Origin of the sequence: Streptomyces sp. NRRL S-1022 (assembly GCF_000720135.1) — a bacterium.
GTDB lineage: Bacteria > Actinomycetota > Actinomycetes > Streptomycetales > Streptomycetaceae > Streptomyces.
This window is the reverse complement of sequence record NZ_JOIU01000001.1, coordinates 1-20,924: the sequence shown is the minus strand read 5'-3', so window position 1 is coordinate 20,924 and position 20,924 is coordinate 1. Positions and strand designations below refer to the sequence as shown.

General features: G+C 72.6%; 20 protein-coding genes and 1 pseudogene. 12 read left to right on the top strand and 9 right to left on the bottom strand.

Going from position 1 to position 20,924, the window contains the following annotated elements; all coding sequences use genetic code 11:
- Nucleotides 1–20 precede the first annotated feature (20 nt).
- Complete coding sequence (locus IG05_RS0100100; RefSeq protein ID WP_051789316.1) at nucleotides 21–602, top strand: lanthionine synthetase LanC family protein; 582 nt, start codon at nucleotides 21–23, stop codon at nucleotides 600–602.
- Here IG05_RS0100100 and IG05_RS50165 read toward each other — a convergent pair.
- A pseudogene (locus IG05_RS50165) lies at nucleotides 532–869 on the bottom strand (hypothetical protein); the annotation flags it as partial. The gene IG05_RS0100100 and the pseudogene IG05_RS50165 overlap by 71 nt on opposite strands.
- On the opposite strand from IG05_RS50165, the gene IG05_RS50160 reads away from it, so the two are divergent.
- The 3 genes from IG05_RS50160 to gap all read left to right on the top strand — a co-directional run bounded on the left by IG05_RS50160 (nucleotide 834) and on the right by gap (nucleotide 3,526).
- Complete coding sequence (locus IG05_RS50160) at nucleotides 834–1,427, top strand: DUF6193 family natural product biosynthesis protein (RefSeq protein ID WP_420707545.1); 594 nt, start codon at nucleotides 834–836, stop codon at nucleotides 1,425–1,427. The pseudogene IG05_RS50165 and the gene IG05_RS50160 overlap by 36 nt on opposite strands.
- A gap of 35 nt (nucleotides 1,428–1,462) precedes the next feature.
- On the top strand, nucleotides 1,463–2,419 hold the full coding sequence (locus tag IG05_RS0100090) for a GlxA family transcriptional regulator (RefSeq protein WP_030338091.1): 957 nt from the start codon (nucleotides 1,463–1,465) through the stop codon (nucleotides 2,417–2,419).
- A 108-nt stretch (nucleotides 2,420–2,527) separates the two neighbouring features.
- Nucleotides 2,528–3,526 carry a type I glyceraldehyde-3-phosphate dehydrogenase gene (gene gap / locus IG05_RS0100085; protein ID WP_030338089.1) on the top strand — a complete coding sequence of 333 codons (999 nt, stop codon included), beginning with the start codon at nucleotides 2,528–2,530 and terminating at the stop codon, nucleotides 3,524–3,526.
- 59 nt (nucleotides 3,527–3,585) lie between these two features.
- Here the strand turns inward: gap and IG05_RS0100080 are convergent, their stop codons facing one another.
- The gene (locus IG05_RS0100080; protein WP_234335691.1) at nucleotides 3,586–4,932 is read right to left on the bottom strand and encodes a phosphatase PAP2 family protein; all 1,347 of its coding nucleotides are present in this window, start codon (nucleotides 4,930–4,932) and stop codon (nucleotides 3,586–3,588) included.
- Nucleotides 4,933–5,134: 202 nt separating this feature from the next.
- On the opposite strand from IG05_RS0100080, the gene IG05_RS0100075 reads away from it, so the two are divergent.
- Complete coding sequence (locus tag IG05_RS0100075; RefSeq protein ID WP_030338083.1) at nucleotides 5,135–6,007, top strand: AraC family transcriptional regulator; 873 nt, start codon at nucleotides 5,135–5,137, stop codon at nucleotides 6,005–6,007.
- A 71-nt stretch (nucleotides 6,008–6,078) separates the two neighbouring features.
- Here IG05_RS0100075 and IG05_RS0100070 read toward each other — a convergent pair whose 3' ends face one another.
- Together IG05_RS0100070 and IG05_RS0100065 are read right to left on the bottom strand one after the other, a co-directional pair.
- On the bottom strand, nucleotides 6,079–7,110 hold the full coding sequence (locus IG05_RS0100070; protein WP_030338082.1) for a HEAT repeat domain-containing protein: 1,032 nt from the start codon (nucleotides 7,108–7,110) through the stop codon (nucleotides 6,079–6,081).
- 3 nt (nucleotides 7,111–7,113) lie between these two features.
- A complete protein-coding gene (locus tag IG05_RS0100065; RefSeq protein WP_030338080.1) occupies nucleotides 7,114–7,791 on the bottom strand; it encodes a HEAT repeat domain-containing protein in 678 nt (225 codons plus the stop codon).
- A 523-nt stretch (nucleotides 7,792–8,314) separates the two neighbouring features.
- On the opposite strand from IG05_RS0100065, the gene IG05_RS0100060 reads away from it, so the two are divergent.
- Nucleotides 8,315–9,205 carry a hypothetical protein gene (locus tag IG05_RS0100060; protein WP_063760054.1) on the top strand — a complete coding sequence of 297 codons (891 nt, stop codon included), beginning with the start codon at nucleotides 8,315–8,317 and terminating at the stop codon, nucleotides 9,203–9,205.
- Between the two features lie 108 nt (nucleotides 9,206–9,313).
- On the opposite strand, the gene IG05_RS0100055 is transcribed toward IG05_RS0100060, so the two are convergent.
- Nucleotides 9,314–10,327 (bottom strand): LysR family transcriptional regulator, encoded by a 1,014-nt coding sequence (locus tag IG05_RS0100055; RefSeq protein ID WP_030338077.1) that lies wholly within the window; start codon nucleotides 10,325–10,327, stop codon nucleotides 9,314–9,316.
- Between the two features lie 182 nt (nucleotides 10,328–10,509).
- Here IG05_RS0100055 and snpA point away from each other — a divergent pair, with 182 nt between their 5' ends.
- Nucleotides 10,510–11,208 carry a snapalysin gene (snpA, locus tag IG05_RS0100050; RefSeq protein WP_030338076.1) on the top strand — a complete coding sequence of 233 codons (699 nt, stop codon included), beginning with the start codon at nucleotides 10,510–10,512 and terminating at the stop codon, nucleotides 11,206–11,208.
- 299 nt (nucleotides 11,209–11,507) lie between these two features.
- Here the strand turns inward: snpA and IG05_RS0100045 are convergent, their stop codons facing one another.
- Both IG05_RS0100045 and IG05_RS0100040 read right to left on the bottom strand, forming a co-directional pair.
- Complete coding sequence (locus IG05_RS0100045) at nucleotides 11,508–12,191, bottom strand: ABC transporter ATP-binding protein (protein ID WP_030338074.1); 684 nt, start codon at nucleotides 12,189–12,191, stop codon at nucleotides 11,508–11,510.
- The gene (locus IG05_RS0100040; protein WP_030338071.1) at nucleotides 12,188–13,276 is read right to left on the bottom strand and encodes an ABC transporter permease; all 1,089 of its coding nucleotides are present in this window, start codon (nucleotides 13,274–13,276) and stop codon (nucleotides 12,188–12,190) included. The genes IG05_RS0100045 and IG05_RS0100040 overlap by 4 nt, the downstream gene beginning before the upstream one ends.
- A gap of 172 nt (nucleotides 13,277–13,448) precedes the next feature.
- Here IG05_RS0100040 and IG05_RS0100035 point away from each other — a divergent pair, with 172 nt between their 5' ends.
- On the top strand, nucleotides 13,449–14,669 hold the full coding sequence (locus IG05_RS0100035; RefSeq protein ID WP_030338069.1) for a sensor histidine kinase: 1,221 nt from the start codon (nucleotides 13,449–13,451) through the stop codon (nucleotides 14,667–14,669).
- Nucleotides 14,666–15,301 carry a response regulator gene (locus IG05_RS0100030; RefSeq protein WP_030338066.1) on the top strand — a complete coding sequence of 212 codons (636 nt, stop codon included), beginning with the start codon at nucleotides 14,666–14,668 and terminating at the stop codon, nucleotides 15,299–15,301. The genes IG05_RS0100035 and IG05_RS0100030 overlap by 4 nt, the downstream gene beginning before the upstream one ends.
- A gap of 186 nt (nucleotides 15,302–15,487) precedes the next feature.
- Here the strand turns inward: IG05_RS0100030 and IG05_RS0100025 are convergent, their stop codons facing one another.
- Nucleotides 15,488–16,141, bottom strand: coding sequence for a TetR/AcrR family transcriptional regulator (locus tag IG05_RS0100025; RefSeq protein WP_030338064.1), 654 nt, complete (start codon nucleotides 16,139–16,141; stop codon nucleotides 15,488–15,490).
- A gap of 290 nt (nucleotides 16,142–16,431) precedes the next feature.
- Between IG05_RS0100025 and IG05_RS0100020 the strand changes: the two genes are divergently transcribed.
- The 3 genes from IG05_RS0100020 to IG05_RS0100010 all read left to right on the top strand — a co-directional run bounded on the left by IG05_RS0100020 (nucleotide 16,432) and on the right by IG05_RS0100010 (nucleotide 20,788).
- Complete coding sequence (locus tag IG05_RS0100020; RefSeq protein ID WP_030338062.1) at nucleotides 16,432–17,754, top strand: UDP-glucose dehydrogenase family protein; 1,323 nt, start codon at nucleotides 16,432–16,434, stop codon at nucleotides 17,752–17,754.
- A gap of 109 nt (nucleotides 17,755–17,863) precedes the next feature.
- The gene (locus tag IG05_RS0100015) at nucleotides 17,864–19,072 is read left to right on the top strand and encodes a glycosyltransferase (RefSeq protein WP_030338060.1); all 1,209 of its coding nucleotides are present in this window, start codon (nucleotides 17,864–17,866) and stop codon (nucleotides 19,070–19,072) included.
- A gap of 99 nt (nucleotides 19,073–19,171) precedes the next feature.
- Nucleotides 19,172–20,788: an MDR family MFS transporter gene (locus IG05_RS0100010; RefSeq protein WP_030338058.1), complete on the top strand. Its 1,617-nt coding sequence runs from the start codon at nucleotides 19,172–19,174 to the stop codon at nucleotides 20,786–20,788.
- A gap of 40 nt (nucleotides 20,789–20,828) precedes the next feature.
- Here IG05_RS0100010 and IG05_RS44205 read toward each other — a convergent pair.
- Nucleotides 20,829–20,924: sigma factor-like helix-turn-helix DNA-binding protein (locus IG05_RS44205; RefSeq protein WP_267883296.1), on the bottom strand; the 96-nt coding region annotated here is incomplete at its 5' end.

Here is a 20,924-nt window from a genome sequence, read left to right as displayed (position 1 = left end):
GGTCGCCGAGCCGTTGTCACGTGACCGTGGGCGGCCTCGCGGGCGGCCTCGCCGCGGCACTCGGCCGGACCACCCGCCGGCTGATCCGCCAGGCCTACGACGACGAGCGCGGCATCCGCACCTGGGCCGCCGCCGGGCCGGGAAGCCCTCTCGCGCCCACGGCCCACCCGCGCCAGGCCTGGTGCTACGGCACCCCCGGGATCGCCTGGGCACTGTGGGACGCCGCCGACGCGCTCGGGGACACCACGACCGCCGACTGGGCCACGGCCGCCTTCACCACACTCGCCGAGCGCTACGACGAGACCTTCCACCTCTACGGCGACTCCCCCGGCGACCGCCTAGGGCTCTGCCACGGCGCCGCGGGCGTACTGGCCGTCGCCGACGCCTTCCACCGGCACGCCCGGCTGCCCGCCGCCGCCACCCTCAAGAGCCGGCTCACCCGGCACCTGACCGGCCATCTCGCCCCGCCGTGGCCCGCCGGCTGGGACGCGGACCTGCTGACCGGGCTGCCGGGCGCACTGGCCGCACTCCTCACCGCCACCCGACTCTCCGCCACCCGACCGAGCTCTCGCACCTGGCTGCTCTGCCTCGGCCTGCGCTGACGGGAGGGCGTGCCACTCGTTCCTGCGCGGAGTGCGGAGCCGCGGCCTCCAGATCGGCGATGCTGCCCGACACGATCGAGCGGACGTGCTCGGTGATGTGCTCCACGGGCCGGTGACCACCGCGCCGTGGCCGATCCGCACGCCGGGCATGACGGTCGTACCGTGTCCGAACCAGACGTCGTTGCCGACGACGGTGTCCCCCCGGCCGGGCAGACCGGTGAGCAGGTCGAAATGGTCCGGCCAGGAACCTCCCATGTTCACCAGCGGCCCGAGCAGCACCACCCGCGGCTGCTCGGGCATCGGGCGCAGGACCGGATCGCCGCAGGCGACGACTGCGACACTGTGACCGTGGACGCGAAGGACGGGACCGGTGATCAGCAGGTGCCCCTGCCTCCGAAACCGGTGCTGCCGGACATGGCCGCGGCACGGGGTCGCGGGCCGGCCGATGTCGTCGAGGCCCATTGGCAGGCCTTGCGACTGACCTGGGAGTGGAAGCACGCGGTGCACCGGATCCGCTCGCCCGGGAGACCGTTCCCGGACATCGTTCCGCTGCTGGCGGCCGCGGCCGTTCAACCACGGCTGCGGCGGCTGTACCCGTTCACCAGCCACTTCGCCCTGCTCTTCAGCAGCTCCACCAGCTACCCCTGGACCGTGCACGGCGGATCGATCGAGCCGCTGCCCGACGGACGGTTCAAGGTGCGCGGACGCGGGACCTCCACCGTGGTCGGCGAAGCCGGCACCGCGGAAGAGGCTGTGGCGCTGGTGCTCGCACTGCTGCCCGCCGGCCCCGAGCCCGTCATCACCGACTCCGCGGACGATCAGTGAGCGCATCGACGTCACGCCCCGCGTAACCTCTTCCCGTGCCAGCCTCCCGCCCGCATCGCGTCGCCGTTCTCGTGCTCGAAGGCGCGAAGCCGCTCGATGTCGGCATTCCCGCGCAGGTCTTCACGACCCGCGCGAGCATGCCGTACGAGGTGCGGGTGTGCGGGGCGACTCCCGGTCTCGTGACCGGCGGCGACGGCCTCGCGTACCACGTCGCCCACGGCCTGGAGGCCCTTGCCTGGGCCGACATCGTCTTCGTCCCCGGCTACCGGTTCCCGGACCGCGACGACCCGCCGCAGGCCGTCGTCGAGGCACTGGTCGCCGCCCACGAGCGGGGCGCGCGGCTCGCCGCCATCTCCACGGGTGCCTTCGCGCTCGCGGCCACGGGCCTGCTCGACGGCAGGCGCGCCACGACGCACTGGCACTACACGCGGGCACTCATGGCCAGGCACCCGCTCGTCAAGGTCGACGAGAACGTGCTGTTCGTCGACGAGGGCAGCCTGCTCACCTCGGCGGGCGCCGCTTCCGGCATCGACCTGTGCCTGCACATCCTGCGCCGGGACCTGGGGGTGGCGGCGTCCAACCATGCGGCCCGGCGTCTGGTCGCGGCGCCCTACCGCAGCGGCGGCCAGGCCCAGTACGTGCCGCGCAGCGTCCCCGAGCCGCTCGGCGAGCGGTTCGCCGCCACCCGTGAGTGGGCGCTGCACCGGCTCGGCGAGCCCCTCACCCTCGACGTACTGGCGCGGCAGGCGGGCGTGTCGCCGCGCACGTTCTCCCGGCGCTTCGTGGAGGAGACCGGCTACACGCCGATGCAGTGGGTGATGCGCGCCCGGATCGACCTGGCCCGCGAACTGCTGGAACGTTCGGAGCGCAGCGTCGAACAGATCGCCGCCGACGTGGGGCTCGGCACCGGCGCGAACCTGCGCCTGCACTTCCAGCGCATCCTCGGCACCACACCGAGCGAGTACCGGCGCACCTTCACCCGGGGCGAGTGACCCGCCCGGCGCCGCATGGCGGGATCCTTTCGAACCGTGGCGATGCCGCCACTGTCAGCGGCGCATCCGGCGGGCGAGCCTTGGTGGCGAAGGGAAGGGACACCACTCATGACTCGCATCGCCATCAACGGGTTCGGCCGCATCGGACGCAACGTGCTGCGCGCGCTGCTGGAGCGCGACAGCGCCCTCGACATCGTCGCCGTCAACGACCTGACCGAGCCCGCCACCCTCGCCCGGCTGCTCGCCTACGACAGCACGGCCGGCCGGCTGGGGCGGCCGGTGACCGTCGACGGGGACGCCCTCGTCGTCGACGGCCGTCGGATCACCGTGCTGGCCGAGCGCGAACCGGCGCAGCTGCCGTGGGCCGAACTCGGCGTCGACATCGTGCTGGAAGCCACCGGCCGCTTCACCTCGGCCAAGGCCGCCCGGGCGCACCTCGACGCGGGCGCGAAGAAGGTTCTCGTCAGCGCGCCGTCGGACGGCGCCGACGTCACGCTCGCGTTCGGTGTCAACAACGGTGCCTACGACCCGGACGTGCACACGATCGTCTCGAACGCCTCCTGCACGACCAACGCGCTCGCCCCGCTGGCCAAGGTGCTCGACGACCTCGCCGGTATCGAGCACGGGTTCATGACGACGGTGCACGCCTACACGCAGGAGCAGAACCTCCAGGACGGTCCGCACCGCGACGCGCGGCGCGCCCGGGCGGCCGGCGTCAACATCGTGCCGACCACCACCGGCGCCGCCAAGGCGATCGGCCTGGTGCTGCCGAACCTCGACGGCAAGCTGTCGGGCGACTCGATCCGCGTACCGGTGCCCGTGGGCTCGATCGTCGAACTCAACACGACGGTCGCCCGGGACGTGACGCGTGACGACGTGCTGGCGGCGTACCGCACCGCGGCACAGGGGGCGCTCGCCGGCATCCTGGAGTACTCGGAGGACCCGCTCGTGTCGTCGGACATCACGGGCAATCCCGCCTCTTCCATCTTCGACTCGGCCCTGACCCGCGTCGACGGCCGCCACGTCAAGGTGGTCGCCTGGTACGACAACGAGTGGGGCTTCTCCAACCGGGTGATCGACACCCTGGAGTTCCTCGCCACCCCCTGACCGGACGCCGGGGCGGTGCCCCGCCTCCGCTCCTCCGGAGCGCTCCGGCCGGCCGTGGATCAGACGGGTTCGGGCTGGGGTTCCGGCTGCGCCACGGGGACCGGGGCGGGCAGCCAGAGCCGCGTGGTGCGCAGGTAGCCGTGGATCACCGAGGCTGTCGCCAGGACGAGCAGGGGGCCGAACAGCCACGGGTGCCGGGCCATGGGCACCGGCAGGTAGCGGTAGGACAGCAGGAGCGCGGTGAACACCGTCGCGCCGTGGGCGACGAGTTGGATTCCGGCGCGGTCCCAGCCGCGTGCCAGTGAGCGCAGCGCCGTTTCGATCGTGAGGGTGAAGACGACTCCGGCGAGAATGTCCGCGCCGTAGTGATAACCGAATCCCAGGGTCGCGCCCAGGGTGGCGATGAGCCAGAACGTACCCGCGAACCGCAGAATGCGCGGGCCGCTGCGGGAATGCAGGAAGATCGCGGTCGCCCAGGCCGTGTGCAGGCTCGGCATGCAGTTGCGTGGCGTGATCTGGTCGAACGGCATGGGATGCGGGGTGTGCATCGGGGCCGGTATGTCCGGCCACACGTGGGCGACGGCCCAGTGCCCTCCGTCGCCGCCGTAGGCGAAGATCGGGCCCACCACGGGGAAGATCATGTAGATGCCCGGGCCGAGGAGCCCGATGACCAGGAACGTGCGGACCAGATGGTGGCGGGGGAAGCGGCGCTCGGTCGCGACGTTGCGCAGCTGGTAGAGGGCTACGACGACCGCGGCGACCGCGAGCTGGATGTAGACGTAGTCCAGGACGTGCGCGCCGACCGTGCCGGTGGCTCTGACGAGCCGGCCCGCCAGCCAGGAGGGGTTGCCCAGGGCGTGGTCGGCGGTCGCCACGTACTGGTCCAGGACCAGCGGGCGGGTCTTGGAGGTGATCAGCAGCCAGGTGTCGCCGGTCTTGCGGCCGGCCACCAGCAGCAGGCCCAGCCCGACACCCTTGAGCAGCAGGACACGCTCCGCACCCGTGCGGCGGGTCACGGCGATGACCGCGTACGCCAGCAGGACCCACAGCGCTCCGTTGCCGAAGGGGTGGCCGTGGCCGTACGGGATTTTCACGTCCGCCACCCAGCGCACCAGCAGGAAGACCAGGTCGATCCCGACGGCGGCCGCGGCGGCGATGAGACGCTCGCGCCAGGTGAGCACCACCATCATCAGCGCCATACCCGCATACAGCAGGGGGCCCGATTTCGGCGGCAGGAACACCTCCTTGGCCTGGTTGGTCATCGGTCCGGGCATACCGTAACGACGCGCGGCGATCTCCAGCGCGACAAGGAATCCCAGCGCCGTCACACCCGCCACGGTCCACAGCACCACCCGTGGTTCACGCCACGCGGCGAAGGCACTTTCTCCGTTTTTGCGCGAAAACACCCGCGTAGTTATAGGTATCAATTCTCTGGCCGATTTGTTAGTTGTTATCCGAATTAGTTGATCTTCGGGCACTCGTCATGACTTGGATCATGTTATCGGAGCAGCACGATGCGGTTGACCCGACCGGAGCGGGCACAGGATGTCGGGTGCGGCAGGCTTGGTCCCTCCTAACGTCGGTGACCGAAAGGGAAGGAGGCCGGGGTTGCTGGATCGGCTGAACCAGGCCATGGAGCACATCGAGGACCATCTCGACCAGCAGATCGAGGTGTCCGCGCTGGCCCGGATCACGGTCACGTCGGAGTACCACTTCCGGCGGCTGTTCTCGTCGCTGGCGGGGATGGCGCTGTCGGAGTACGTCCGGCGCCGGCGGCTCACCGTCGCGGGGGCCGAAGTGCTGGCCGGGGAACCGACCTTGCTGGAGATCGCGGTCCGCTACGGCTACACCTCGGGGGAGGCCTTCGCACGGGCGTTCCGCGCCATGCACGGCGTGGGTCCGGGCGAGGCCAGGCGTACCGGTGCGGCCCTGAGCTCGCAGCCCCGGCTGTCCTTCCGCCTCACCGTCGAAGGGAGCAACACCATGCGATACCGCATCGTGGAGAAGGAAGCATTCCGGGTCGTCGGCAGGAAGGCCCGCGTCCCGCTGATCTACGAGGGCGTCAACCCGCACATCGCCGAGCACGTCAAGAGCATCCCGCAGGGAACGCTGCTGCGGATCGCCGGCCTCTCGGACCAGGACCCGCAGGGCGTGGTGTCGGCGACCGTGCGGCTGTCGGACGGCTTCGAGGAGGGCGGTGAACTCGACTACTACCACGCCGTGGTGACCGCTGCCGCCGAGGTGCCCGAGGACCTCGACGTGCTGGACTGCCCGGCCGGCACCTGGGCCGTGTTCGAGAACACCGGGCCGTTTCCGCAGGCGCTGCAGCGGATGTGGGGTGACGTGGCCGCCCAGTGGATCCCGTCCAACCCGTACGAGTACCGTCCGGGGCCGGAGATCCTGCGCACCCGCCCGTCCCGGGACGACCCGGCGCAGTCCGAGGCGCAGCTGTGGATACCGGTGACCCGCACCACGGTCTGAGCCGGACACCGAGTCACGTTCCGGGGCGAGGCGCCCGGCCTCGGAACGTGTCCGGGGGGCCCGCCCGGTGGTCACCGCTGCTCGCCGGGGCGGGCTGCCGTCCTCGTGCTGCGCAGCCTGAGCAGGTAGGTCGCGGTGACGGCCACGGCACGGTCCTCGTCATGGGCCAGCTCCCCGAGGGCACGTGTCGTCGTGCCGCCCGGGATGTCCGCGAGCGCCTGTGTAAGCCGTCGGCGGGCAGACGGGCCGCTCGTGCCGCCGGCGATGCGGTCGACGAGTCCGGTGGCGATCCGGTCCGCCAGCGCCGGGTCACGCGCCAGCGTGCCCAGTGCGTCGGCGGCGTCGGTGTCGTTCCTCCCCTCGACGATCATCTCGACGAGCGTCGGGACCGCGTCGGCCACACCGCGTGCCCCGAGCGCGACAGCCGCGTGCCCGCGGACCCCGATGTCGGGGTCCGCGAGGGTGTCCCGCAGCAGTGCGGTCGCCTCGTCGTCGGGGATACGGGCCACGGACTGGACGGCACGTGTGCGCACCTCGGCCGCGGGTGAGCGCAGGCCCTCCGCCAGCAGCGCCAGCGCGTCCTCGCCCGACCGCGCCAGGGCCCAGCGGAGGGCGCCGGCGACGTTCGGGTCGGACTCGCTCAGGGCGGCCTCGACCAGGGCGTCCACCGGCACGGGGCCTTCCTCGGCCGCGGACAGCGCCGCCCGCTGCCGCGTCCCGGCGCTCTTCGACCCCAGTGCCTGGAGCAGCGCGACGGTCTGGAGGACGTCCTCCCAGCCGGCGGGTTCCGCGGCATCGATCCGACGGAGTCGCCCGAGCAACTCCGTCTCCGCCGCGATGCGGTCCTGTGTCCGGCGGATGAGGTCGTCGACGAGTTCCGCGGGCGTGAAGCCGGGGTCTTCGAGCGCGCGCCCGACGTCCCGCAGCGACAGCCCCAGTGTCCGCAGGACCTCGATGTGGAAGATGCGCCGTACGGTCTCGCCCGAGTACTCCCGGTAGCCGGAGCCGGTACGGCCCGTCGGCCGCACCAGGCCGAGCGACTCGTAGTGCCTGAGCATGCGGGCGCTGACCCCGGACCGTTTCGCCACATCGCCGATCAACACTGCCTACTGCCCCTCCCGGCCGTCTCCGCCCAGGGCCACTATGCGCTTCGCCTCCTCGATCGCGAACTCGAATCCGGCATCCGGATCGCGCCACAGTCGTTCCGTGGCGATCGCGTGGGCGCGCACGCGGGGGTCGGGATCCGTCGCCGCGGCGCCCAGTGCCGGCAGCATCACCTCTCCGAGCGCGATCAGCGCCCGGCTGAGGCTCAGCCGTGTCTCGCGTTCGCCGCGCCCGAGCTGCGTCACCAAGGCCCCGGCCAACTCGTGCTCCCGGCCCCCGGGCACGAGCACGACCGCTGCCCGCCAGGCGGTGCGGGCCACTTCGTCGTCGGGGTCGGACAGCAGCGCCGGTGTGATCGCCGGCCACGCCTTCCGGTCCCCGATCTTGGACAGCGTGTGCAACGCCTGGCTCCGTGCCTGCCCTCGCCCCGACCGGACTTCGCCGACAAGCAGCGGGACCGTCATCGCCGCCGTGTGGCGCGTGAGGGCCCAGGTCAGCATCTCGCGTACGGAGAAGTCGGGTTCGACCGCGCACCGCGCGACGAGCCTACCGACGAACCCCGGGTCCGGCGCCGTGCCGACCGCCAGCGCTGCCCGCAGCCGGACCGACGAGTTGTCGTTCTCCAGCCCCTGAAGAGCCCGCGTCATCTGCGTGCCCGTGTCCTCACTCGGCCTGGTCATGTGGACCACCTCCATGGGCACAGTGAAGACCTTGTCACTGTGTCAAGGTCCAGCGGAACCGGGCCCCGCGCGAGATCGGCAGCGGTCGAGGGGGTGCTGGTGGTGGTCGGCCGTTGCTTTTCACCCAGCGGAGAAGAGCATCAAGAGGTGCGTCCGAGTCCGGCGGCCGGCCGGGGCATGCCTCCGTGTCCTCCGGCGAGGACCCGCCGGCGTCTCCTCACCGCTCCCCGGCTCCGGGAACCGGGCGGAGAACGGGCCCGGTGCGCTGCGGGGCGCGCTTTCGCGGACCGTTTCGGAAGCGAAGCGCACCCTCGCCCTCGTCCACCTGCCGTGCTAGTGCTGTGACCGCATAGGTGCGCCGGGTTGGAGGTCGGATGGGCAGTGACGTCCGTTGCGACTGCTGGAGGCGTGGTGGCCGAACCTGTGTGGGTGCGCAACGGGATCGTCCCGGGCAGCGGATTCCGACTGTGTACCGGCGCCCTCCGCCGCTAAGGTGACTCCCCAGCGATCGACGGGGGCGACGGTGAACTGGGCCGCAGAGGCAGCACTGACCGATTTCCAGCGGGACTTGATCATCGCCCTCGCGGGCGGGCTCGTCGGCGTGCTCGGCACAATGGCGATCGAGTACGTGAAGGCCCGCCGCGAGCCGACCAAGCGGCTCTCCTACGACACCGAGACGCGGACGGCCATCGTCTCCGCCGACGACCAGGTGCGGCCCCGGCTTGGACTCACCTACGACGGCAGGTACGTCGAGGACCTCAGCTCCGTCGCGTTCACCGTGGAGAACACCGGGAATCGCGTTGTCCAGCAGCAGCAATTGCGGTTCCGGTTCGCCGACGGCAGCGAGGTCCTCGATGCCGCCGCGACCTCCACCCACGAGGCCGAGTGGGGCGTGCAGCGACGCCCGGACCTCGAACAGAGCCGCCGGGAAGCGGTCTTCGCCATCGGCCACCTGGAGCGCGGGCAGCGCGTGACCTTCCGGCTGCTCGCCTCTGGCCGGGACTCCGGCAGCTGGGAGGTCATCCCGCACAACCCGCTGGGGGACGTCGACCTGCGCGAGCGGTCGGCCGCCCGTATCAAGGACGACCGCGAACACATGCCCACCTTCTTCTCGCTGTCCTTCCTGCTGTTCACCGTCCCGCCGGTGTTCTACGCCTTCGGATTCGTCGGGGAACTGGCCGCGGCGTTCGTAAGTGTGAGCTTCATTGCCGCGATCGTCCCGCACCTCGCACCCACAGCCCGGGCGCTGCGCGACGTACTGGTCCGGTCCCATCAGCCCGGGCGCATCGTCACCATCGGCGGTGACGTCCATGATGCCGTCCTCGACCTCGGGGACAACGGCAGGATCAACTACACCGCCGGTGAGACTGGCCCAACCGGGCAGCCCGATCCGGCCGATCCCACCCAAGGATGAAACACGCCGGTCCGTAACGATCCATCGATGCACGGTGACCTGGCGTTCCGGGCTTTCGTGACGGACGTCGCTGCCTACCCAACCACTCCGACCTCCAACCCGGCGAACCTATCCGGTCACAGCACTAGCTGGTGGAGCGGGCAAGCTGCGCGGCGGTGCCGCCCTCGCCCTTCGGTGCGGGGGGGGGGGGGGCAGGGGCGCGCGTTCCAGCCACTCCCGGTAGGCCGGCGCCTCGTGGGCGACGGCCCAGTAGGCCTCCTCCAACTCCGGGAAGACCTCGTCCAGTTCGTCCTCGGTGCGGGCCGCCAGCAGCAGCCGTACGCCCAGCGGGTCGCCCTTCAGCGGGCGGATCGCGAGGTCGGGGCGGGGATGGGCGGTCGGCTGGCTGACCGTGACCACTTCGCCGGTGGCGGCGAGTGAGTACGCGGTGAGGTAGTCGCCGTGGAGCATCTCGGAGTGCAGGCCCGCAGCGCGCAGCACCCTCGACAGGCCGTCCCACTCGCCGTCGACCGTCGAGTCGACCATCCAGCGGTCGCCGGCCAGATCGGCCAGGCTCACCTCCGGCTGCGACGCGGCGGGGTGGTCCGGGGCGAGCGTGACGAACTGCGGTTCCCGTTCGAGGAGCACGCGCAGGCACAGGCCGGGCGGGACGCGCAGCGGACTGCCCTCGACCTCGTGCACGAAGGCCATGTCGAGCCGGCCGGCGGCGACCATGCCCAGCAGGGCGTTGGCGGACACGTTCATCTGCAGGGCCGGCTCGCATTCCGGGCCTCGTGCCCGCAGCAGGCGCAGCCAGCCGGGGATGGCCCGGCTCGCCGTGGCTCCTATGCGCAGCTGGTACCCGCCGGCGGCACGGGCCGCCGCCGCCCTGGTCTCGGTGACGATCGCCGCGAACTCCGCGACCAGCGGCCGGGCCCGGCTCAGCACGGCCAGCCCGAGCGGGGTGGGGTGGCAGCCGGTCCGCACGCGCACGAAGAGCTGGGCACCCAGAGCGCGCTCTATGCGCCGTAACTGGGTACTCAAAGAGGGCTGCGCCAGGCCGAGTTCCCGTGCCGCCTTGTGCAAGCTGCCGGTGTCGGCGATGGCGCAGAGCACGCGCAGATGCCTCACCTCTAGCTCCATGGGAGGAGCGTAGGGCGGAGCCGGGCAGCACACCAGATGTTCAAGGTCCAACGAAACCGGACGAGTCGGCCACCGATAACTCCAGGCTATCCCCAACTGCCATCATCCCCCGTCCCGTTGGTCTGCCCGAGACTCACTGGCAACCGATCGTTCAACCCCACAGGACGAGAAGGAGCCCCCCCATGGCGTCGTTCCGTACCCGCACCGAGTCGAAGAACCCCAGGAGACTCGTGGCCCTGGCGCTGGGCCTCGGTCTGGCCTCCGCCGCGCTGGGCACCGCCGGCCCGGCGAGCGCGACGAACACCGCGGAAGCCCCCGCCAAGGCCGCCACCGCCGGCTACGTGGGCGTGGCCGGGAACACCGGCAACAAGGCGTTCTTCGACGCCGTGCTCAAGTCGGTCGCCAAGAGGCAGGCCGCCCAGCCCTCCCTGAAAGTGGTGACCGTCTACTACAACGCGAACCAGGCGCCGAGCTTCCGCTCCCAGATATCGAGCGCCGCCTCCATATGGAACAGCTCGGTGTCGAACGTCAAGCTCCAGGCGACCACGGGCAGTGGTGACTTCGCGTACTACGAGGGCAACGACTCGCGCGGTTCCTACGCCTCCACCAACGGCCACGGCCGCGGCTACATCTTCCTGGACTACGCGCAGAACCAGCAGTACGACTCCATCCGTGTCACCGCCCATGAGACCGGCCACGTGCTGGGGCTGCCCGACCACTACAGCGGCCCCTGCAGCGAGCTGATGTCGGGCGGCGGACCCGGCACGAGCTGCACCAACCGCTACCCGAACAGCACCGAGCGGGCCCGGGTCAACCAGCTGTGGGCCAACGGCCTCGCCGCGGCTCTCGCGCGGGTCGGCACGGCGGCCAAGGCGGGCTGACCTTCCCCACGGCCCCGCACGTCAGCGTACGGACCGCGGACCGGTGCCGCGGTCCGTACCACTGCGTCCGCCCAGGAGGCGGCGCGCCGCAGTCCGCCCCGCTGATCAGGTGCGTGGCCGCGGCCCCGGAGTGGCGGGGCGACCACGGCGGTGCGTCCCGCGGGAAGGGGGCTGTCCACCGTTGCAGTGCCGGAAGTCGCGGACGACCGGGCCCCTTCACGCGTGCCCCTCGGAGCGGCCCCCGCGCGCCGGTGACGCGTCGTCGGGGCCCGTGACCGACTCCCCCGGCGGCGCTGCGACTAGCGGGGTGCGGCCGGGAGGTGCAGGCGTCCGTCGCGGACTTCGGCGAGCTGGTCGACGGCGGTGAGGTGCGTGCGGTCGTGGGTGACCAGGACGGTGGCGGTGGCCTGCTGGTGGGTGAGACGGGTGATCAGGCCGATGACGGCGGCGCCGCGTTCGTGGTCGAGTGCGCTGGTGGGCTCGTCGACCAGGAGGACGGTGGGGTCGTTCATCAGGGCGCGGGCGATGTTGACGCGCTGGCGCTGGCCGCCGGAGAGCTGGTGGGGGCGGCGGCCGGCCTGGGCGGCGAGGCCGACGGCGTCGAGGAGTTCCATCGCCCGGCTGTGGGCGGTGCGGGGTCTGCGGCCGTCGATGTGGGCCATGACCTGGAGTTGTTCCGCGGCCGTGAGCGAGGGCAGCAGATTGGGCTGCTGGAAGACGATGCCGATCTTGTGGCGGCGCAGTTCGGTGAGTTCGCCGCGGCTCAGGCCCGCGGTGGAGGTGCCGTCGACGGTGACGGTGCCGGAGTCGGGGCTGATCAAGGTGGCGGCGACGGCGAGGAGGCTGGACTTGCCGGAGCCGGAGGGGCCCGCCACGGCGGTCAGACTGCCCCGGGGCACGTCGAGGGTGATGTGGTCGAGGGCGGTCAGGCGGGTGTCGCCGTCGGGGTAGGTGAGGGTGATGTCGGTCAGGTTCAGGCTCATCGGGCGCTCCCCAGGGCGGTCAGCGGATCGACGGAGGTGATGCGGCGGATGGACAGGGCGGCTCCGAGGGCGCCGAGGAGGATCGTCACGGCGGCCGGGACCAGGACCGTGGCGGGGGTGAGGAGGAACGGCACGGCGGAGCCGGCCACGAGTGTGCCGAGGGCGGCGGCGATGCCGGTGCCGAGCAGGGTCCCGCCGGCGAGCAGGACGACGGCCTGGCCGAGGGCGTCCTTGAGGAGGCCGGCGGTGGAGGCACCCAGCGCCTTGAGGACGGCGACGTCGCCGCTGCGCTGAAGCGTCCAGACGGTGAAGAAGGCCCCGATGACGAGGGCGGAGATGGCGAACAGGAAGCCGCGCATCAGTTGCAGGGAGCCGTTCTCGGAGGTGTAGGAGCCGATCGCGGACAGCGAGTCCTCGGTGGAGACCGTCCTGGTGCCGGCCTGGCGGTCGGTGGCCGCCGTATCGGCCGCGGAGGTGGTGTCCAGGGCGATCACGGTGGCCCTCGGGCCCTTCGCGCCGCCGGTGGGCGGTGCGGTCTCCCGCCAGACGTCCAGGCTGGTCCAGACGACCGGGGTGTGACTGAAGTAGGCATCGCCCTGGACGGCGGCCACCGTGAGCGGCCGGCCCGCCAGCGTGAGGGTGTCGCCGTCCTTCACGCCGAGGTCGTCGGCGGCCGCGGCGGACAGCACCACCGTGCCGTCATCGATCTCGTCGCTGTGCGGGGCGAGGCGGGAGCCGGGCTCGACGCCGAAGGCCGAGACGGCGGTGCTCCTGTCTCCTGCGCCGGCCTTGGTGGTGGTGATTCCCAGCGGTTCGGCGCTCTCGACGCCGGGTGCCCCCGACCACTGCCGCCACTGCTGCTCGGTGACGACGGAGTCGGAGTACGACAGGTCCTGTCCGTCGCCGGGGGCCTGGAAGGCGATCCTGTCGGCGGGCAGTCCCGTGATCGCGGAGGTGTTCTGCCGACCCAGTCCGGCCGTCAGCCCGGACAGCAGCCCGACCAGCAGGGTGATCAGCACGATGACGGTCCCCATCAGGGCGAAGCGCCCCTTGGCGAACTTCAGGTCTCTGCAGGCGACGAACACGGTCCCGGCCCGTCCTTTCCCGTGGTGGAAGCGATAGGACTCCACCGTGGCGGCCACGGCCCCCCGCGCGCTTCCGGCACAGGACTGCACTGGGCGGGCCGAAAGAAGGCACACGGGTTCCACCTTTCGATAGAGGTCCTGGGGAGCCGGCCTCCGTAACCTGGGACGCACTGTGAACACCGCTGCCCCCGCCCCGACCCCGACCACCCGGGCCCTGGCCTGGTGCCTGCACCTGCTGGTCATCGGCCTGCTCGCGCTGGCCGCCGGCCGGGTCGTGACCGACGGCCGGCCCCACGCCGGAGTGATCGTCGCCGTGTCGGCAGCGTGCGGCCTGGTGTACGCGGTCGGGCCCACGCTGCCGGGCGTACGCGGCTCCCGGCGAGCCGCCGCGCTGTGGCTGGCCGCCGTGGGCGCCTGCTGGCTGGTGCTGCTCGCCCTGACCCCCGACGCCGTGTGGGTGGCCTTCCCGCTGTACTTCCTCCAGCTGCACCTGCTGCCCCGCCGCGCCGGACCGGCGGCCGTGGCCGCCACCGCCGCCGCTGCCGTCGCGGGTTTCGCCGCCCACCAGCACTCCTTCAGCCCCGCCATGGCCATCGGCCCCGCGCTCGGCGCCGCGGTGGCGGTCGCCGTGGTGCGGGGGTACCAGGCCCTGTACCGGGAGAGCGAACACCGCCGCAGGCTGATCGAGGAACTCACAGCCACCCGCGCCGACCTGGCCGCCGCCCAGCACACCGCCGGCGTGCTGGCCGAACGCGACCGCCTGGCCCGCGAGATCCACGACACCCTCGCCCAGGGACTCTCCAGCATCCAGCTGCTGCTGCGCGCCGCGGAGCGAGCTCTGCCCCACACACCGCGGAACGCGGCCCGCTACGTCGACCAGGCACGTCAGGCCGCCGTGGACAACCTGGCCGAGGCCCGCCGCTTCGTCGCCGCCCTCACCCCGCCCACGCTGGAAGGCACCACCCTGGCGGACGCCCTGGAACGGCTGTGCGCCACCACGTCCGCCCGGCACCGGCTCACCGCGCGCTTCCGCCTCACCGGCCGTCCCGCCCCGCTCGCCACCGCGCACGAGGTCGCCCTGCTGCGCATCGCCCAGTCCGCCCTTGCCAACACCGTCCGCCACGCCGAGGCCACCACCGCCGAGGTCACCCTCAGCCACCTCGGCGACCATGTCGTCCTCGCCGTCGTCGACGACGGACACGGCTTCGACCCCGCCCGTCTGCCCGCCCCCGACCCCGAGGCCGGCGGCTTCGGGCTGGCCGCCATGCGCGCCCGCGCCGAGGCCCTCGGAGGCACCCTCACCATCGGATCCGCCCCCGGCCACGGAACCACGCTGGCCGCCCGGCTGCCCCTGACCCCACCGACCGAGACCCAGCCCGAGGCCCGCCCGTGACCGACACCCCCATCCGCCTGCTCCTGGCCGACGACCACCCCGTCGTACGGGCCGGGCTGCGCGCCGTACTGGAGACCGAACCCGGCCTGGTCGTCATGGCCGAGGCCGCCACCGCCGAGGACGCCGTCGCCCGCGCCGCCGAGGGCGACATCGACGTGGTGCTGATGGATCTCCGGTTCGGCAAAGGCATGGGCGGGGCCGAGGCCACCGCCCGGATCACCGCCCGGCCGGGAGCCCCCCGGGTGCTGATCGTCACCACCTACGACTCCGACTCCGACACCCTGCCCGCCATCGAGGCCGGCGCCACCGGCTACCTCCTCAAGGACGCCCCGCCCGAGGACCTGGCCGCCGCCGTACGGAGCGCGGCCACCGGACGCACCACGCTGGCGCCCACGGTCGCCGACCGGCTGATGAACCGGCTCCGCGCCCCCGGCACCGCCCTGACCCGGCGCGAGACCGAGGTCCTCACCCTGGTCGCCGACGGCCTCTCCAACCAGGCCGTCGCCGGCCGCCTCCACCTGACCGAGGGGACGGTCAAGTCCCACCTGGCCCGCATCTACACCAAGCTGGACGTCGACTCCCGCACCGCCGCCGTCGCCACCGCCACCGACCTCGGCCTCATCCGCCGCTGAGCGCATCGCTCGGATCGCGCGCCGCTCGCGGACGACGGCCAGTCGGCGGGGGCAGCCGTCGCCCGGCCGGTCGCGCGCGGGCCGCTCCGCCGCGGGCCGCGTCCGGCGTCGGAGAGCTGAGCCCCGACGCCCTCGCCGTCGACCGCGCGTCCCGGCGAACACGGCGGCCGCGGAGCCACGGCTCCCTCAGACGTGCTCCCCGTCCCCGGATCCAGCCGACCCCGGGTCCTCCCGGGGTGCCGGGTCGAGGAGGAGGTCGATGCCCGCCCGCAGGTACCGCTCCAGGGTGGCGTCCGACGCCGCGATCAGGGCGGGGGGCCGTATCTCGGTGCGCATCAGGCTGGTGCCGAGCATCCAGGCGGCGAGGAGTTCCGCGCGCAGGCCGGCGTCGGGGCCGCCGATGCGGGAGGCGAGGCGCTCGGTGAACACCTCCGTGAAGTCGGCCCGCAGCCGGGCCAGCGCCTCGTCCCGGCCGGAGGACCGCAGCACCGACAGCACCGGGTGCGGGAAATCGCCCTCCTTCGGCGTGCCCGACAGCAGTGCGCAGAACCAGTCGGGGATCGTCTCGACCGGCTCCTCCAGCAGGGGTTCGAATATCTTCCCGGTGCCCACCACGTCGTTGAACAGCGCTTCCTTCGAGCCGAAGTAGCGGTAGACGAGGGCGGCGTCCACCCCCACGTCACCCGCGATGTCGCGCACACTGGTGCCCTCGTAGCCGTACTTGCCGAAGCGGAACGCGGCGGCGGACCTGAGCGCGGTGCGCGTGGCCGAGGCCGAGCGCCTGTGGGCCGGTCGGCAGACCTCCGCCTTCGCCGCCTCACCGTCGTGTACTCCCGTCACGTCACCGCACCTCCGTCGCCCGCGGACCTCCCGCTGCCCGCCCCATGGTCCAGTGTGAAGCGGCTGTCTCAAAGTCACCGACCGTTGTCACCAATCGTTGACTTGTGTTCGCACCGCGTGCCATACCTGAGACAGGTCAACGACCGATGACTTCGGATCTCGTTCCGCCGGGCCGTACGAGGGTGCCCGGCCCGTTCCGGGTCGCCCGCACGGTGCGACGGCACGCGTCCCCGACACGTGCACCGAAGCCGCCGCGCGCGGGCCCCACCGACCGGAAAGGGTGATCTTCTGTGCCTGCTCGACAAGTCGCCGTGATCGGAACCGGTTACGTCGGACTGACCACCGGTGCCTGCCTGGCCTCCCTGGGACACACGGTGGTGTGCGCCGACGCCGACCTCCGCAAGGTCGAACGGCTGCGCGCGGCCCGGGTCGACATCCTGGAGCCCGATCTGCCGGAGACGGTGCGGGACGCCCTGGAGGCGGCCCGGCTGGAGTTCACCGGCGACACCGCGGCCGCCGTCGCCGAGGCCGAAGTGGTGTTCCTGTGCCTGCCCACACCCATGGGAGCGGGCGGTGCGGCCGACCTCGCCGCCGTCGAGGCCGTCGCCGGGGAGATCCGGGACGTGCTGCGGTCCGGCTGTGTCGTCGTCAACAAGTCGACGGTGCCGGTCGGCACCTGCGAGCGCGTCGCCGCGCTGCTCGGCCGGGCGGACGTGACCGTGGTGAGCAACCCGGAGTTCCTGCGCGAGGGCCGCGCCGTCCACGACTTCCTGCATCCCGACCGCATCGTGATCGGCTCCGCCGACCGGGCCGCCGCCCGGCGCGTGGCCGACCTCTACGCCGCACTCGACGCGCCTCTGGTCCTCACCGACCCCGCCAGCGCGGAACTGACCAAGTACGCGGCGAACTTCTTCCTGGCGATGAAGCTGTCGTTCGCCAACAACCTCGCCACCCTCTGCGAGCGCTTCGGCGCCGACATCGCCGACGTCACCGAGGGCATCGGGCGCGATCCGCGCATCGGCTCGGCGTTCCTGCGGCCCGGGCCGGGCTGGGGCGGCTCCTGCCTGCCCAAGGACACCCACGCCCTGCTGACCGTGTGCGAGCGGTCCGGCGTCGACTTCCCGCTGCTGAACGCCACCATCGAGACCAACGTCGCGCACCAGCGCAGGCTCGTGGAGCGGGTGGCCGCCTCGTGCGGGCGCGGCGAGGGCGGCTCCCTGCACGGCGTACGGCTCGCCCTGTACGGTCTGACCTTCAAGGCCGGCACCGCCGACCTGCGGGACTCCCCCGCGCTCGCCGTCGCCCGGCTGCTGCGCGAGCGGGGAGCCGAACTCACTGCGTACGACCCGGCGTTGTCGCAGGAGCGACCCGACCTGAGCGACCTGGTCGAGCTCGTCGCCGACCCGGTGCGGGCCGCCGAGGGGGCCGCGGCCTGCCTGGTCCTCACCGAGTGGCCGGAGCTGCGGGACCTGGACTGGGCGGCGATCGCCGCGCGGATGTCCGGCCACGAGGTGCACGACTTCCGCAACCTGCTGGACGCGGACCTGCTCGCGCGGGCCGGGCTGGGCCGGCGGGGCATCGGGCGCCCTGCGGAACCGGCGCGGGTGGCGTGAAGCGCTGCGGTCCGGCCGGAGTCCGTCCGATTCGCACGCGGCTGGCCGGCCCGCCCCTGAAGCAAGTGCTCGACCCACAACGAGAGTTCTCAACGGAAAGGCTCACCCCATGCGGGTTCTGTGCACCACGCTCGGCAGTCCCTCCCACGGGCGCGCCCAGCTGCCCCTGCTGCGCGCCCTGGCCGAGGCCGGGCACCAGGTGCTGGTGGTCACCGTCGACACCCTCGCCCCGGTCTTCCGTGACGACGACGTCGACGTGAACGCCGCGCTCAAGCGGTTCGACCCCTTCGTCGCGGCCGGTCCGTACCTCGCCGCACTCCCCGAGCCCCCCGACATGACCGAGCCGACCCCCGAGCTGACCCGGTTACTGTTGCGGGGTGTGGCCGGGGCCGCCGTCAAGCCGCAGCTGGACATCCTGCTGCCCCTCGCCCGGGAGTTCCGCCCCGATCTGATCCTGCGGGACGGCATGGACATGAGCTCGGTGCTCATCGCCGAGCTGCTGGGGGTACCGCAGCTCCCGACGCCCTCCGGGTTCAGCAACATCATGGACCCCGCCGAGATCCTGCCGCCGCTCAACGCATGGCGCGAGGAACTGGGACTTCCGGTGCGGGAGGACCCGCTGTCCGTCGTACCGCACGGCCGCGTCGACTACGTACCGGCCGCCTTCTCCTTCGCCCGCAACGCGTCCCGGGCCTGGTCCTACCGGCAGACGGTCGACGTCGAGCGCCGCGCGGTGCTGCCCCCGTGGGCGGCCGGGCTGCCCACGGACCGGCCGCTGGTGTACGCCGCGATCGGTACGGCCCTGCCCTCGCTGCGCGAGCACATGGCGGAGTCGGCCGAGCCGCTGCCGGTCCGGCTGCCGGACACCGCCGAGAGCCTGCGCGCGATCCTGGGGGCCGCGGCCGGACTGAACGACTGCACGGTGGTCGTGTCGACGTCCGGGCTGCCCCTGGACACCGACGGACTGCCCGGGCACGTCCACGTCACCGAGCACGTGCCGCAGCCGCTGCTGCTGGAGTCGGTCGACCTGTTCGTCACCCACGGCGGGTTCAACAGCATCCGCGAGGCCATGCGCACGGGCACACCGCTGGCGGTCCTGCCGCACTTCGGGGACCAGCACGCCAACGCCGAGCGCGTGGAGGAACTGGGCTTCGGCCGCCACATCGCCGACCGCAGCGCGGCGGGCATCGCCGACGTGTGCCGCAAGCTGCTCGCCGACCCGGCGCCGCGGGCGCGGGCCCGGGCGGCCCAGTTGGCGATGCTCACGCTGCCGGACGTCGAGCGGGCGGTCGGTGACCTGGAGGGGATCGCCGGGTAGCCCGCACCACCACGGCGCACGGAGCCGTTGCCGGAAGCCGGGGACGGCTCCCCGCACCTCCCCACTCCCCCAGGACGACCAGACCCACAGGGACGACTTGTGACCTCCTCCGACACCCGGCAGCAGGGTGCCGCCGGGGACGTGCCCGCACGGCTCGGCCACCGGCAGATCACCACCGTCATGTCCGGACTGGTGCTCGGCATGTTCCTGGGGGCGCTGGACCAGACGGTGGTCTCCTCCGCCCTGCGCACCATCGCCGACGACCTGCACGGGCTGACGGCCCAGGCATGGGTGACCACCGCCTACCTCATCTCGGCGACCCTCGTGACACCGCTGTACGGCAAGCTCTCCGACCTCCACGGCCGCCGGCCCGTCTACCTCGCCGCGATCGCCCTGTTCACGGCGGGCTCGCTGCTGTGCGGATGCGCCACCTCGATCTACGAACTCGCCGCCTTCCGCGCCGTGCAGGGGCTGGGCGGCGGCGGGCTGATGTCACTGGCGATGACGATCGTCGCCGACATCACCACCCCGCGCGAACGGGGCCGCTACCAGGGCTGGTTCATGGCCGTGTTCGGAAGCGCCAGCATCGTCGGCCCGCTCGTGGGCGGCGCGTTCGCCGACCGGAGCAGCCTGCTCGGCATCGACGGCTGGCGCTGGATCTTCCTGATCAACCTGCCGCTCGCCGCCGCGGCGGCCGTGGCGATCGTCCGGGTGCTGCGCTTCCCCCACCGGCGCGTGCGGCGCCGGCTCGACTACCCGGGGGCGCTGGCCCTCGCCGTGGGGCTCGTACCGCTGCTCACCGTCGCCGAGCAGGGCCGCCGTTGGGGCTGGGCCTCGCCCGGGGCGCTGGTGTCGTACGCGATCGGCGTGCTGGGGCTGACCGTGTTCGTCGTGGTGGAGCGGCGCACGGGTGACGCGGCGCTGCTGCCGCCGCGCCTGTTCCGCATCCGTGCCTTCCGGCTGGGCGTGGGGCTGCACTTCGTCGTGGGGGCCGGCATGTTCGGTGCGATGACGACGCTGCCGCTGTACCTCCAGCTCGTGCGCGGGATGAGCCCCATGGGGGCGGGACTGGCCACACTGCCCACGGTGTTCGCGAACCTCGCGGTGACGCTGCTGGTGGGCCGGCTGATCGCGCGGACCGGCCGGTTCAAGGTCCATCTCGTCGCCGGTACCGGCTCGTTCGCGGCGGCAATGCTCGTCTTCGCCACGCTGCGTGTCGGCAGCCCGCTGTGGCAGGCGGCGCTCGGCATGGCGCTGATGGGCGCGGGACTCGGCGCGTCGATGCAGACGCTGACCACGCTCGCGCAGAGCGAGGTCCCCCGTACGGACATGGGAGCGGCGACGGCCTCGGTCAACTTCTTCCGCTCCAACGGCGGTACGGCCGGCACCGCCGTGTTCCTGTCCGTCCTGTTCTCCACGGCGGCCGGCCGGATAGCCGGCCGGCTGGCCGAGGCGCGCCACGACCCGGCCTACCGCCGGCTGCTGGCCCGGCCCGACAACGCCCACGCCCTCTCGGGAGTGCTGCGCCCCGGCGGCGGTGTCGACCTGGAGGACTCCGCCTTCCTGCACACCCTCGACCGGGGCGTGGCGCTGCCGTTCCTGGAGGGGTACGCCTCCTCGATGCGCCTCGTCTTCCTCACCGGCGCCGCGGTGGCGCTGGTCGCCTTCCTGCTCGCCGCCTGGCGGGTACCGGACCTGACGCTCTCCGACGAGTAGCGCCGCCTCAGGAAACTGGTGACGGGGGACCCGCGGCGGCTCAGGTGGTGCTGAGCATGCCCTCGCGCAGCCGGCCCAGCAGTCGCGTGATCAGCCGGGAGACGTGCATCTGGGAGACGCCGAGGCGCTCGCCGAT

Excerpts from the sequence above, each read along its gene's own strand:
- IG05_RS50160 (WP_420707545.1), top strand. The coding sequence starts at position 834 with ATGGTCCGGCCAGGAACCTCCCATGTTCACCAGCGGCCCGAGCAGCAC.
- gap (WP_030338089.1), top strand. The coding sequence starts at position 2,528 with ATGACTCGCATCGCCATCAACGGGTTCGGCCGCATCGGACGCAACGTG.
- IG05_RS0100065 (WP_030338080.1), bottom strand. The coding sequence starts at position 7,791 with ATGACCAGGCCGAGTGAGGACACGGGCACGCAGATGACGCGGGCTCTT.
- IG05_RS0100055 (WP_030338077.1), bottom strand. The coding sequence starts at position 10,327 with ATGGAGCTAGAGGTGAGGCATCTGCGCGTGCTCTGCGCCATCGCCGAC.
- snpA (WP_030338076.1), top strand. The coding sequence starts at position 10,510 with ATGGCGTCGTTCCGTACCCGCACCGAGTCGAAGAACCCCAGGAGACTC.
- IG05_RS0100045 (WP_030338074.1), bottom strand. The coding sequence starts at position 12,191 with ATGAGCCTGAACCTGACCGACATCACCCTCACCTACCCCGACGGCGAC.
- IG05_RS0100015 (WP_030338060.1), top strand. The coding sequence starts at position 17,864 with ATGCGGGTTCTGTGCACCACGCTCGGCAGTCCCTCCCACGGGCGCGCC.